The sequence below is a fragment of the Tsukamurella ocularis genome, assembly GCF_024807615.1.
In the GTDB taxonomy this organism is placed as follows: domain Bacteria; phylum Actinomycetota; class Actinomycetes; order Mycobacteriales; family Mycobacteriaceae; genus Tsukamurella; species Tsukamurella ocularis.
In genome coordinates this window covers 150,700-163,674 of sequence record NZ_JANUCJ010000002.1, presented here as the reverse complement: position 1 = coordinate 163,674, position 12,975 = coordinate 150,700, and the positions used below count along the sequence as shown (strand labels likewise).

At 69.2% G+C, this 12,975-nt stretch carries 13 protein-coding genes; 3 read left to right on the top strand and 10 right to left on the bottom strand.

Going from position 1 to position 12,975, the window contains the following annotated elements; genetic code table 11:
• Positions 1–24 precede the first annotated feature (24 nt).
• Positions 25–1,509, bottom strand: coding sequence for a flavin-containing monooxygenase (locus HNP44_RS06820; RefSeq protein WP_259143603.1), 1,485 nt, complete (start codon positions 1,507–1,509; stop codon positions 25–27).
• A gap of 121 nt (positions 1,510–1,630) precedes the next feature.
• Entirely contained in the window at positions 1,631–2,095 is a 465-nt protein-coding gene (locus HNP44_RS06815; protein WP_259143800.1) for a Rieske (2Fe-2S) protein, read from the bottom strand.
• 29 nt (positions 2,096–2,124) lie between these two features.
• Here HNP44_RS06815 and HNP44_RS06810 point away from each other — a divergent pair, with 29 nt between their 5' ends.
• A complete protein-coding gene (locus HNP44_RS06810) occupies positions 2,125–2,610 on the top strand; it encodes a DUF2231 domain-containing protein (protein WP_259143605.1) in 486 nt (161 codons plus the stop codon).
• 46 nt (positions 2,611–2,656) lie between these two features.
• Here the strand turns inward: HNP44_RS06810 and HNP44_RS06805 are convergent, their stop codons facing one another.
• Together HNP44_RS06805 and HNP44_RS06800 are read right to left on the bottom strand one after the other, a co-directional pair.
• On the bottom strand, positions 2,657–3,175 hold the full coding sequence (locus HNP44_RS06805) for a gamma carbonic anhydrase family protein (RefSeq protein WP_224647102.1): 519 nt from the start codon (positions 3,173–3,175) through the stop codon (positions 2,657–2,659).
• 11 nt (positions 3,176–3,186) lie between these two features.
• Positions 3,187–3,909 (bottom strand): VIT1/CCC1 transporter family protein, encoded by a 723-nt coding sequence (locus tag HNP44_RS06800; RefSeq protein ID WP_259143606.1) that lies wholly within the window; start codon positions 3,907–3,909, stop codon positions 3,187–3,189.
• Between the two features lie 27 nt (positions 3,910–3,936).
• Here HNP44_RS06800 and HNP44_RS06795 point away from each other — a divergent pair, with 27 nt between their 5' ends.
• Positions 3,937–5,094, top strand: coding sequence for an iron-containing alcohol dehydrogenase (locus tag HNP44_RS06795; protein WP_259143607.1), 1,158 nt, complete (start codon positions 3,937–3,939; stop codon positions 5,092–5,094).
• On the opposite strand, the gene HNP44_RS06790 is transcribed toward HNP44_RS06795, so the two are convergent.
• From HNP44_RS06790 to HNP44_RS06775, 4 genes are all read right to left on the bottom strand, one after another.
• Positions 5,091–6,494, bottom strand: a complete 1,404-nt coding sequence (locus HNP44_RS06790; protein ID WP_259143608.1) for a PE-PPE domain-containing protein — start codon at positions 6,492–6,494, stop codon at positions 5,091–5,093. The two genes, HNP44_RS06795 and HNP44_RS06790, sit on opposite strands and share 4 nt — an antisense overlap.
• A 181-nt stretch (positions 6,495–6,675) precedes the next feature.
• A complete protein-coding gene (locus HNP44_RS06785; protein ID WP_259143609.1) occupies positions 6,676–7,311 on the bottom strand; it encodes a DUF305 domain-containing protein in 636 nt (211 codons plus the stop codon).
• A gap of 81 nt (positions 7,312–7,392) precedes the next feature.
• A complete protein-coding gene (locus HNP44_RS06780) occupies positions 7,393–7,806 on the bottom strand; it encodes a hypothetical protein (protein WP_259143610.1) in 414 nt (137 codons plus the stop codon).
• Positions 7,807–7,836: 30 nt separating this feature from the next.
• Positions 7,837–8,514 carry a FadR/GntR family transcriptional regulator gene (locus HNP44_RS06775; protein WP_259143611.1) on the bottom strand — a complete coding sequence of 226 codons (678 nt, stop codon included), beginning with the start codon at positions 8,512–8,514 and terminating at the stop codon, positions 7,837–7,839.
• 84 nt (positions 8,515–8,598) lie between these two features.
• On the opposite strand from HNP44_RS06775, the gene HNP44_RS06770 reads away from it, so the two are divergent.
• Complete coding sequence (locus tag HNP44_RS06770; RefSeq protein ID WP_259143612.1) at positions 8,599–9,837, top strand: MFS transporter; 1,239 nt, start codon at positions 8,599–8,601, stop codon at positions 9,835–9,837.
• Position 9,838: 1 nt separating this feature from the next.
• Here HNP44_RS06770 and HNP44_RS06765 read toward each other — a convergent pair whose 3' ends face one another.
• Together HNP44_RS06765 and HNP44_RS06760 are read right to left on the bottom strand one after the other, a co-directional pair.
• Positions 9,839–10,426, bottom strand: coding sequence for a vitamin K epoxide reductase family protein (locus tag HNP44_RS06765; protein ID WP_259143614.1), 588 nt, complete (start codon positions 10,424–10,426; stop codon positions 9,839–9,841).
• Between the two features lie 60 nt (positions 10,427–10,486).
• Positions 10,487–12,853, bottom strand: a complete 2,367-nt coding sequence (locus HNP44_RS06760; protein WP_259143616.1) for an excinuclease ABC subunit UvrA — start codon at positions 12,851–12,853, stop codon at positions 10,487–10,489.
• Positions 12,854–12,975 lie beyond the last annotated feature (122 nt).

Below are 12,975 nucleotides of genomic sequence, written 5' to 3'. Positions count from 1 at the left end.
GTTCGTCGATTCCGGGTCAGGCGATCAGACGCCCGCCTTCGACGCCGCCGCGACGGTGCCGAACTTCAGCTCGGGGGCGTCGACGCGCGAGCGCTGGTAGTCGAGCGAGTCCAGCACGAAGTTGTGCCGGATCATCCACGGCTGCTCGGTGGCGGCCTTGGGCATCGCGTCGGGCGAACGCTGCACGTAGCCCGAGCTCAGGTCGAGCGCGGGATGCTCGGTGAGCACCTTGCCGCCGACCTGGGGCTCGACGTGCGTATAGCCCTTGACCACCATGTGGTTGAGGAGGCGGGCGATGCCGCGGGCGGAGATGTCGGCACGCAGGGTCCACGAGTTGTTGGTGTACCCGATGATGAACGCGAAGTTCGGTACGCCCTCGAGCATGTAACCGCCGAACGCGAACTTGTCGTTGGGCTTGATCGGAGCTCCGTCGACGTTGACCTCGACGCCGCCGAAGGCGAGCAGCTGCAAGCCGGTCGCGGTGATGACGATGTCGGCCTCGAGCTCGCGGCCCGAGGTCAGGCGGATGCCCTTCTCGGTGAAGGTCTCGATGGTGTCGGTGACCACCTCGGCCTTGCCGTCCTTGATGGTCTTGAACAGATCGCCGTTCGGGACGACGCAGAGGCGCTGGTCCCAGGGCTCGTACTTCGGCTTGAAGTGGACGTCCACGTCGTAGCCCTCGGGCAGCATGGCCTGGTTGAGCTTACGCAGGAACTTGCGCGAGGTCTTCGGGAAGGATCGGGCGAGGACGTATTGGCCGACGTTGATGACGGCGTTCACGTTGCGGGTGATGGTGTGGGCGGCCGCGGCCGGGAGCACCTTGGCGCCGAACTTGGTCAGCGGGTCGGCGTTGGGGACCGGCAGCACGTAGGTGGGGGAGCGCTGCAGCATGGTGATGTGCTCGACGTCGTCGGCCATCGAGGGGATCAGGGTGATGGCGGTGGCGCCGGACCCGATGACCACGACCTTCTTGCCCTGGTACTCGAGGTCCTCGGGCCAGTGCTGCGGGTGCACGACCTGGCCCTGGAACTGATCCACACCGGGGAAGGGCGGCTCGTAGCCCGCCTCGTAGTTGTAGTAGCCGGTGCACGCCACGAGGAACCGCGACTGGTAGGCGACCTGCTCGCCGTCGCGGACGGCCGTGACGGTCCACAGGTCGGTGCTCGAGTCGAAGTCTACGGTGCCGACCTTGGTGTTGAAGCTGATGTTCTTGTCGATACCGAACTTCGCGGCGGCCTGCTCGATGTAGGCCTTGATCTCCGGGCCGCTGGCGAGGCGGTTTGTGCCCTTCCACGGGAGGAAGGGATAGCTGAGGCTGAAGATGTCGGAATCGGAGCGGATGCCGGGGTACTTGAACAGGTCCCACGTGCCGCCCATCTCGGCGCGCTGCTCGAGAACGGCGTAACTGAAGTGCGGGACCTCGTTCGACACGCGGTAGGCGGTGTCGATACCGGCGAGTCCGGCGCCCACGATGAGCACGTCCTTGTAGATCGCCTCGGGATTGGCCACGGGAGTCTCCTCGTCGAAGTGGTGACGGTCCCGGCAGTGGCTGCCTACTGAGACCAATTCAATAACGTTCCCGCAATGTTACAACGCGGTAGCTACCGGGTCCATGTCTATCAGCGGGCAGTCATCCGACGACGAGGTTCTCCCCGTCGCGGCGCACGGGGACCGAGGCCAGCGCTGTTTTCGCCGGGCCACCCTCGACTGCTCCCGTTGCCCCGTTGAACTTGCTCCCGTGGGCCGGGCATTCGAGGCTGAGCCCGTCCTGCGCCGCGACGGTCGCGCCCTGGTGGGTGCACGCCGCGTCGAAGGCGACGAATGTGCCATCCGTGGGCTGGGCGACCACGTAGGGCTTCGCACCAGCGATCACCACGGCGCTCCCGACGGGTACCTGGGCGACGGGGATCAGTGCGCCTCCGCCGGGCGCGGTGCCGCCGGCGGCGGAGTCCTTGGTGGGGGTGGAGCCCGACGAGGAGTCGTCGGTCTTCGAGGTCGTTCCACAGGCCACCGCGACGGGCAGGATCGCGATACCGGGAATGGCCGCGAGTACCGCGCGCCGCGTGGGGCAGAAGCTTGGCTGAGTTGTCTGCATCACGGGCTCCACTCTGCCAGCATTGGTGCGTGCTCACCGAGATCGCGGGAATTCCGAGTCATCCGCTGTTGGTCCATGCCGCGGTGGTTCTGTTGCCGCTGGCCGCGCTCGCTCTCATAGTCGCCGCGTGGTGGCCCGCGGCGCGTGCCCGACTGGGCGTAGGGCTCCCCGTGTTCGCGGTGGTCGCCGCGATGGCGTGCTACCTCGCGAAGGAATCGGGCGAGAAACTGGAACAGCGACCTTCGATGGAGGGGATGCGCGAGCAGATCGCGGGCCACTCCGCCCAGGGGACGGCGACGTTCCTGTGGTCGCTCGCGCTGCTCGTGGTGGCCGTCCTGGTGTGGGCGGGCTCGAGCCCGGCGGTCGCCGCCCGTGTCTCGGCGGCGACGGTGCTGTCGGGTCGTGTCGGGTCCGTGGCGCTGGGCGTGCTGTCGACGGTGGCCACGGTCGCGTGCCTGTGGGGCGTGATCGCCGCGGGGCACTCCGGCGCGACGATGGTGTGGTCCGGCCTCTGACGCGCCGGCGGCCGCTGAACCCCGGAGGGCCGCCCGTCGGACCGGGCTAGGCCGGCCCGGTCTGCGTCGCGTGGGCCTGCGTGAGGAACTGATATCCGGCCGCGTTGGCGGTGATCCCCGCGCGCTCGTCCTCGGACAGCTCTCGCCGCACTTTGGCAGGCACCCCCGCGACCATCGAGCCGGGCGGCACCTCCATCCCCTGCGGGACCAGAGCGTTCGCCGCGATCAGGCTGCCGGCGCCGATGACCGCCCCGTTGAGGACGACGGCCCCCATGCCGATCAGAACGTCGTCGCCGACGGTGCAGCCGTGCACCACGGCGTTGTGGCCGATCGAGACCCGCTCTCCGACGGTCAGCGGGAAGCCCGGGTCGGCGTGCATCGCCACGCCGTCCTGGACGTTGCTGTTCTCGCCGATGACGATCGGCGTCGTGTCGCCGCGCACGACGGCGCTGTAGAAGACGCCGACGCCCGGCCCGAGCTCCACGTCGCCCACGACGGTGGCGGTCTCGGCGACCCACGCCGTCTCGGCGATGCGGGGCGTCTTGTCTGCGAACCGTGCGATCACTCGCGGCCTCCTCAGGCGATTCCGGTGGTGCCGAGGAGCCTACCCACGGCATAGGTGACGGCCATCGCGATGAGCCCGCCGATCACAACGCGCGCCGTCGCGCGCCGGACGTCCGCATCGCCCAGCCGCGCCGAGATGTAACCCGTGAGCGCGAGCCCCACCAACACTGCCAGCACGATGGCCAGGATCCGCGGCCCGTGGATGAGTGAGGCCAGGATCGGGATGCTCGCGCCCACACTGAAGGACACGGCCGAGGACAACGCCGCCGCGACCGGACTGGTGAGGTTCTCCTCGTCGATGCCGAGCTCGGCGTCGAGGTGCGCCTGCAGCGCGTCGTTCGCCGTGAGCTCCTCGGCGACGAGGCGCGCCGTCGTGGAGGAGAGCCCCTTCTGCCGGTAGATCTGTTCCAGCTCGGCGAACTCGTCGTCGGGCATCTCCGTGAGCTCGGCCTTCTCCTTGGCGATGAGCGCGACCTCGGTGTCGCGCTGAGTGCTCACCGAGACGTACTCGCCGAGCGCCATCGACACCGCACCCGCGGTGAGGCCCGCGATGCCCGCGGTGAGGATCGCCGAGGACTCGCCGGTGGCCGCGGCAACGCCGATGACGATGCCCGCCGTGGAGATGAGCCCGTCGTTCGCGCCGAGCACACCGGCCCGAAGCCAGTTGAGACGATCCCCGATCGCGGCGTGGTGCGGCTCGAATTCGTGTGTGCCTTCGCCGATCTGCTCAGCCATGGGAAGGAGTCTAGGTACGTTCGTGGCATGACTGCAGCGCAGATAGGACTTCCTCGCCGGCTCGCGGTCGGAGGGGGCGCACTCGCCGACGCCGGCCACCTGGTCCGGAACCTCGGTTTCTCCCGGCCCGTGGTCGTGACGGACGCCTTCCTCTCCGCACAGGGCACCGTCGCGCGGCTGGTCGCGGCCCTGACCGGCGCGGGCTGCGAGGTGTCCGTCTTCGACCGGACGGTGCCCGATCCGACCACGGATTCGCTCGTGCCAGGCCTCGACGTGGTCCGCGAGCACGGCGCCGACTGCGTCATCGGGCTCGGCGGCGGCAGCCCCCTGGACACGGCCAAGGCCCTCGCGGTCCTCGCCGCGGGCGGCGGCACCATGCGGGACTACAAGGCCCCGACGGTCACCGTCGGGCCCGCGCTCCCGGTGATCGCGATCCCGACGACGGCCGGGAGCGGCAGCGAGGCCACGCAGTTCAGCATCATCACCGACAGCACCAGCGACGAGAAGATGCTCTGCCCGGGGCCGGCGTTCCTGCCCGTGGCGGCGATCGTCGATTACGAGCTGACCCTGTCGATGCCCGCGCGCCTCACTGCCGACACCGGCGTGGACGCCCTCACCCACGCGATCGAGGCGTACGTCAGCCGCAAGGCGAATCCGTTCGCCGATGGCTTCGCCCTCACCGCGATCTCCACGATCTCCACGCACATCCGAGCCGTCTACGCCGACGGCGCCGACCGCCCGGCCCGGGAGGCGATGATGCTCGCCGCCACGCAGGCCGGCGTCGCCTTCTCGAACAGCTCGGTCGCGCTCGTGCACGGCATGAGCCGGCCGATCGGCGCGCACTTCCACGTCGCGCACGGACTCTCGAACGCGATGCTGCTGCCCGCGGTGATGCGTTTCTCGGTGGGCGCGGCACCGTCGCGCTACGCCGACTGCGCGCGGACCTACGGGCTGACCGGCGACTCGGACGAGGCCCTCGCGCAGGCGCTCGTCGGCGCGATCGAGCAGCTCTGCGCCGACCTGGCCGTGCCCACGCCCCGCGCGTTCGGCATCGATCGGGCGCGGTGGGACGAACTCGCGCCGCTCATGGCGGAGCAGGCCTTGGCGTCCGGCTCGCCCGGCAACAACCCGCGGGTCCCCGACGCCGAGGAGATCGTTGCACTCTACGACGAGGTGTACGGCTAGGCGGCGGTCTCCGCCGCGACGCTCGTGGCCTGCTCGGTCACCGCGGGCTCGGAGACCTCGGCCTCCGGGGTCTCCGACGGCGCGACCTCGGCGGACGGGGTCTCGCCGGACGGGGCCTCGGGCGCGGGAATCTCGGCCTGCGGCTCCGAGGTCGCCGACGGGACGGAACCACCGGTGACCGGCTCCGGCGGCGCGACCGGCTCGGTCGGGGGAGTCGACCGTGCAGGCACCACGACCGTCGCCTGCTCCGTCGGCGCCACCGGCTCGACCGCGGGTGCCGGCTTCTGCTCCTCGCGCGCGACCAACTCCGCGACGGTGACCGCATCGGGCCGGTCGGTGCCGTGCCGGGCGGGCGACGAGGTCCGGTCCGCCGGAGACGCGGTCGGCACTCCCGGAATCAGACCGGAATCACCGGGCTCGGGCACCGGAATCAGGGTGTTCAGGAGCTGATCGAACTCCTTCGGCACTGCGATCCCGCTGCGGCGCAGCATCCATCCCCACGGATTCTCACCCTTGTCGATCGACACCCACGTCGTATTGTCCTCGGTCCAGGTGCGCTTGACGGTGCCGTCCTCGTAGGTCTCGACGGTGACGGTGTTGCCGTTGCGGATCTCGGTGCGGGTGCCGATGGGCGTCTCCGGGGTCGATCCCGGGGTGAACGGCTCGCCGGAGGTCGGGGAGTAGCGGCCGATGTTCTCCGCGGTGTAGACGGTGCCGTGCATCATGAATCCGGGCACGAGGTAGACCATCGCGACGACCGGGTTCAGTCCCATCGCGCAGCCGATGTCGCCCTTGACGCAGATGCTGACCACCGTCGCGCCGGACGCGCCGTCATTGCGGACGGGTCCGTTGTGCAGACCGGGAATGCCCGCGGGGATCACGCTCCAGGCGCCGGAACGGATGAAGCTCGGGCTGCCCTGCTCGATGAACGTGAGCTTCGCCGAGCCATCGGAGGGGCGCGGGTGGTCCTTCCCGTACCGCAGGACCGCGAGGCCAACGACGTCGGCACCCTGGGAGATCGTGTAGACGACGACGTCCTCGTCCGGATTCTGCTTCGCGGCAGCGATCGCGTCGACGGTGGCCGCGGCGCCGATCTCGTTGGACTGGGCGTAGGTGTGCTTGAAGTCGCTGCTGAGCGCGAACCCGGGGTAGCCGATGCCGAAGACTGCGGGGTACTGGACGAAGACCGGCGCCGGCCCGGTGTAGTCGCCGCTGATCCTGGTCCACTGATCCTTGCCGGTCGGATCATTCGCGCCGCCGACGACGATGATCGTCTTGGCCGCGACCTGCGCCAGGTAGTCCACACCACCACCCGTGAGGGCGAGCACGCCCGCGAGCCCCGTTCCCGCTGCCGCGAGTGCGATCGGTCGGGGCTTACGGAGCGCATGCGTCGCTGTCATCCTTGCTCACTTTCCCGAAGCAATGAGGGGTCGCCGGTGCGCTGCTGATTCTGCCCGGAGAACGTTCCGGCGGAAGAGTTTTGCCCGATCTCGCGGCGTACGATTGCGGGGCCCGCTCCGCGCGGCCCGTGCAGCCGCCGCTCGCAGAACGCGAGCGGCGGCCACTGCCATCTCTGTCGGGCTACGCGAGGAGCTTCTCCATGCGGGCGATCTCCGCCTGCTGGCCGCTCTTGATCTGCTCGGCGATCTTCCGGTTCTCCGGGTTGACGCCCTTCTCGAGTTCGGTGTCGGCCATGGTGATAGCGCCCTTGTGGTGGGTGATCATCATCGTGAGCCATTCGCGGTCGAACTCGGCGCCCCGGAGAGTGCCGAGCTTCTCCATCTGGGCGGGCGTCATCATCCCGTCCATGGTGTGCGCCATCGACGCGGAGGGGGCGGGCTTGCCCCACTGCGCGAGCAGGCGGGTGAAGGCGTCCATCTCGGGCTGCTGCGCGCCCTGGACCTCGGCCGCGAGGGCGACGACCTCGGGGCGAGCCCCCTTGCCGTCGACGAGCTTCGCCATCTCGACGGCCTGGGCGTGGTGCGGGTACATCATCGTGGCGAACTCGACGTCGGCATCGTTGAACTGTGCGGCGACGGCATTACTGGACGGTGCCACAGTGCCGCCGCCGTGGCCGGCATGCTCGCCGGCACTGGTGGCGGCGACACTCGAGCCAGCGGACTCGGTCGACGTGCCAGTGGTGCACGCGCCGATCAGGGACGCGCCGACGGCGATGGCCGACAGCATGGTAGCGATGCGGATACGTGAAACGGTCATGGTTGTTTCCTCTGCGGATCTCGAACGTCTGATGGGTCGGCTCAGCGCGCCGCGGCCAGGGTGGCCGCGCGCGGGCGTCGATCAGACTCGGAGAACGCAGAGCTGTGCGAGGTCGAAGACCGTCCAGGACGGCGGACCACGCGCGACGGCGGCGAGATCCGCCGGGGTGGCGGGAGCGCCGCGGTCGACGAGGGGGAGGACGGCGACGAGCGGCGGCGCGCCGACGGTCTTGTGCACGACGACGGTGCCGGCGCAGTCGTGCGACCCGTGGTCGTGGACCGCGTCGACGGTCTGCTTCTGCACCGAAGGTCCATGATCGGCCCGGTCCATCACCGTGCGATCGACAGCGGCGTCGCGGGGTGCGCCGTGGTGCGTCGCCGATGCGGACGCCGCGGGCATCGCCATCGGCGGCATGCCCAGGTGCATGAGAACGACGGCGAACGCGAGGAGCACGGCCGTGGTGGCCCCGGTCCATCCGCTCCGCATCGTCCGCACGGCCCGAATAATACCCCAGTGGGGTACCACTCAGCGCTCGCGGAGTCGCACCTCGGCGAGGAGTTCGCGGGCGGCGGCGCGGGCGGCCGCCGCATCGCCCGCGGCCACGGCGTCGATGACGGCGATGTGGGCGCACTCGTACGAGGTGGCGAAGCCCACGGGGAACTCCTGGAGGTGCTCCTGCAGGACGGGTACCAGCGAGTCGTAGAACTCGAGGTAGATCGTGTTGTGACTAGCGGCGACCACCCCGCGGTGCATCGCGAGGTCCGCCGCGATGGCCTCCCGCTCGGCGCCGGACGCGACCTGCTCGGGCGCCCAGAGCCGGTTCCGCGCCTCGAGGAGACGCCGCAGTTCGGCGACGTCGTCGTCGTCGCGGCGCTCCGCGGCGAGGCCGGCCGCGGTCACCTCGAGCGCCTCGCGCAGCTCGAGGAGGTCGGTGTCGCGCGCGGCGGAGAAGTAGTCACCCAGCGTGGACGTGGCGCACGCGGACAGCACATAGGTACCGGAGCCCTGACGGCGCTCGAGCATGCCGGCGTGCACGAGCGCCTGCACCGCCTCGCGGACGGTGTTGCGCGCGGTGCCGGTGAGCTCGCGAAGCTCAGTCTCGGTGGGGATTCGGCCGCCCACAGGCCACCGTCCGCTGGCGATCTCGCCGCGGAGCTGTTCTGTGACCTGCGCTATCAAGGTCTGCCTGCGTACCGGTTGCATCACAGTCATCCTATCCGGACGAAAACCGTCTTGCCGCCATACATCCATTCATCCTATGATTTGTGTCGACCGTAAGGAGGGCGAATGACCAGCATCGCGACCGAGCCGCAGGAGGCCGATCAGACCATGGTGCGATCCGTGAAGCAGGGCCGGCTGCTCGTACTGCTCGCGATCGTGCTGTTCGCGCTCACGTTGCGGACCGCGGTCACTTCCCTGACGCCGCTGCTCACGCGGATCAGCGAGGATCTCCACTTCGGCGCGACGATCATCGGCGTCTTCGGTATGTTGCCCACCGCGATGTTCGCCGCGGCGGGCATCGTGACGCCGCTCCTGACCAGCCGGATCGGCCTCGAGCGCACGACGCTGGTGGCGGTCGTCGCGACCGCCATCGGCATCGGCGTGCGCTCCCTGATGGGCGGCACGCTCGGCCTGCTGGCGTTCTCGTGCCTCGCGCTGATCGGCATGGGTATCGGCAACGTCGTGCTGCCGCCGCTGGTCAAGCGCTACTTCTCGGACAACGTCGCCGTGCTCAGCACCGCGTACCTGACCTGCGTCCAGCTGGGCACGATGGTGCCCGCGCTCGCCGCGGTCCCGGTCGCGGACGCCTACGGCTGGCGTGTCTCGCTCGCGATCTGGGCGATCATCCCGATCGCCGCGTTCCTGCCCTGGCTCGGCATCGTCCTGGCCCGGCGCGGCCACGACGTGGAGGACGTGACGGGGGAGGCACCGTCGGAGCCGACGGGCCGGATCTGGCGCTCCCCGCTAGCCTGGGGCGCGGCCGCGATGTTCGGCATGACCTCGCTGAACACCTACGCGATGTTCACCTGGATCCCGACGATCCTCTCAGACTCCGGCGGCAGCGCCGCGCTCGGCGGCAACATGGTCGCACTGTTCTCCGGCGTCGGCTTCCTGGCAACGCTGGTCGTGCCCGGCCTGTGCACCCGGATGGCGAACCCGTTCCCGCTGGTGATCGCGTTCCTCGGCTGCTTCGTGGTGGGCTTCCTGGGCCTGCTGTTCGCGCCGATGACGCTGACCTGGCTCTGGGTGATCGCGCTGGGGCTCGGCCCGACAACCTTCCCGATGGCGCTGACGCTGGTCAACCTGCGCACCCGCACGGGCGCCGGATCGGCCGCGCTGTCCGGCTTCATGCAGGGGGTGGGCTACCTCGCGGCGTGCGCCGGCCCGCTGGGCTTCGGGCTGCTGCACGAGGCGACGCACGGCTGGACGGCGCCGTTCATGATGCTCTTCGGCTGCCTCGTGATCCTCGGCCTCGGCGCCTACCAGGCGTGCAAGCCGCGCATGCTCGAGGACACCTGGAACTGATCTAGAACTTGCTGCTCCAGTAGTCCCAGAACTGCACGCCGATCAGCGTGATCACGACGATGTACCAGAGCAGCACCAGGGCGGCGAGCCCCTGCTTGACCGGCTGGGTGGCCTTGGGGCCGAGCGCGGCGGCCACGGCGGTCGCGAGCACGATGGGCATGATCGTCCAGACGAGCATGCACCACAGGCACAGCGCGTGGATCACGAACAGGCTCGAGTAGATGAGGAAGGCCACCAGGGCGAGTCCGGCGGCCGCGCCGATCGCGAGGCCGGTCCAGAACCAGCGGGGGAGTGCGACGCCCCCGACCGCGAGTACGCCGGCGACGATCACCACCGAGAACGCCGCGATCCCGATCAGTGGGTTGGGGAAGCCGAACAGCGAACCCTGCCAGGACTGCATCACCGAGCCGCACGAGATCGTCGGGTCCAGGCTGCACCCGGGCACGAAGTTCGGGTCCTCGAGCAGCTTGATCTTGTCGATGGTCAGCATCGCGGAGGCCAGGAGCCCCAGCACGCCGGTCACCAGCAACAGAATCCCGGTGGTGCGACGGTTCTCGGTGGCCGGTGCGGCAGTCTCGATCGTGGACACGTCAGCGATCGTATGCGAACGTGCTGTGGACTCGCTGTTAGCCGGCCATCGATCGGGACGTCAGGCCTCCACGTAGGCCGCTAGATGCTCCCCGGTCAGGGACGATCGTCCCGCCACCAGGTCCGACGGGGTCCCCTCGAAGACGACGCGGCCACCGTCGTGCCCGGCGCCTGGACCGATGTCGATGATCCAGTCGCCGTGCGCCATCACGGCCTGGTGATGCTCAATGACGATCACCGACTTGCCCCCGTCGACGAGGCGGTCGAGCAGGCCGAGGAGTTGCTCGACGTCCGCGAGGTGCAGGCCGGTGGTGGGCTCGTCGAGGACGAGCACGCCGCCCTTGTCGCCCATGTGCGTGGCGAGCTTGAGCCGCTGGCGCTCGCCGCCGGACAGCGTGGTGAGCGGTTGCCCGAGCCCGACGTACCCCAGACCCACGTCGTCAAGGTGGCCGAGGATCTTGTGCGCGGCGGGGATCTTCGCCTCTCCCGTGCCGAAGAAATCCAGCGCCTCGGCGACCGGCATGCTGAGCACCTCGCTGATGTTCTTCCCGCCGAAGTGGTACTCGAGTACCGCCGCCTGGAACCGTCGGCCCTCGCACTCCTCGCAGGTGGTGGAGACGCCGGCCATGATGCCGAGGTCGGTGTAAATGACACCGGCACCGTTGCAGGCGGGGCAGGCACCCTCGGAATTGGCGCTGAACAGCGCGGGTTTCACGCCGTTGGCCTTGGCGAAGGCCTTGCGGATGTGGTCCAGCAGGCCCGTATAGGTGGCGGGGTTACTGCGCCTGCTGCCCTTGATCGGGGTCTGGTCGACGGTGACGACGCCCTCCCGAGGACTGATCGAGCCGTGGATGAGCGAGCTCTTACCCGACCCGGCGACGCCGGTGACCACGACGAGCACGCCGAGCGGCACGTCGACGTCGACGTCCTGCAGGTTGTGCTCGGTCGCGCCGCGCACCTCGAGCACGCCCGACGGTGCCCGGACCCCGTCCTTGAGGCGGGCCCGGTCGTCGAGATGTCGCCCCGTGAGCGTGTCGGCGGCACGCAGGCCGTCGACGGTGCCCTCGAAGACGATCTCGCCGCCCGCGGTCCCCGCCCGCGGGCCGAGGTCGACGACGTGGTCGGCGATCGCGATGGCCTCGGGCTTGTGCTCGACGACGAGGACGGTGTTGCCCTTGTCGCGCAGGCGCAGCAGCAGGCCGTTCATGCGGGCGATGTCGTGCGGGTGCAGGCCGATGGTGGGTTCGTCGAAGACGTACGTGATGTCGGTGAGCGAGCTGTTGAGGTGCCGGATCATCTTGGTGCGCTGCGCCTCGCCACCCGAGAGAGTCCCCGCGGGTCGGTCCAGGGACAGGTAGCCAAGACCGATCTCGACGAAGGAGTCGAGCGTCTGCTGAAGGTTCTCGATCAGCGGCGCCACCGACGGATCGTCGACGCCGCGAATCCACTCGGCGAGCTCGTTGATCTGCATAGCGCAGCAGTCGGCGATGGACGTATCGTTGATCTTCGAGGACCTCGCGAGTTCCGAGAGCCGCGTTCCGTCGCACTCGGGGCAGGTGCTGAACGCGACGGCGCGCTCGACGAAGGCGCGAATGTGCGGCTGCATCGCCTCGACGTCCTTGGACAGGAACGACTTCTGGATCTTCGGGATGATGCCCTCATAGGTGAGGTTGATCCCCTCGACCTTGATCTTCGTCGGCTCCTTGTAGAGCAGGTCGTTCAATTCGCGCTTGGTGTACTTCGCAATGGGCTTGGCCGTGTCGAAGAAGCCGCTGCCGCGGTAGATACGGCCCTGCCATCCGTCCATGCTGTATCCGGGAATGGTGAACGGGCCGTCGTCGAGGGACTTGGTGTCGTCGTAGAGGGCGGTGAGATCGATATCGGTGACGCTGCCCCGACCCTCGCACCGCGGGCACATGCCGCCCGTAATGCTGAAGCTGACCTTTTCCTTGACCTCGCGTCCGCCCTTGTCGTGCTTCACGGCGCCGGCGCCGCTGACTGAGGCGACGTTGAAGGAGTATGCCTGCGGGGAGCCGATGTGCGGGTCCCCGAGCCGGCTGAACAGGATCCGCAGCATGGCGTTGGCGTCGGTGGCGGTGCCCACCGTCGAGCGCGGGTCGGAGCCCATGCGCTCCTGCCCGACGATGATCGCAGTGGTCAGGCCGTCGAGGATGTCGACGTCGGGCCGCGCGAGGGTCGGCATGAAGCCCTGTACGAAGGCACTGTACGTCTCATTGATCAGCCGCTGCGACTCCGCGGCGATAGTGCTGAAGACGAGCGAGCTCTTACCGGACCCGGAGACGCCCGTGAACACCGTCAACCGACGCTTGGGGAGCTCGATGCTGACGTCTTTGAGATTGTTCTCGCGCGCCCCGTGGACGCGGATCCTCTCGTGGCTGTCGGCGGCGTGCGGGACGGACTGCGGCATGAACGCTCCTGATGACCTCGTACGGCAACCGCACCAGCGTACCGGCGAGAACGCGTCCGAGTGCGGCCATCCGGTCGGGCACGGCGCCGGCCGCAGCCCTCCGAGAAACAGAGAAGTCGAGC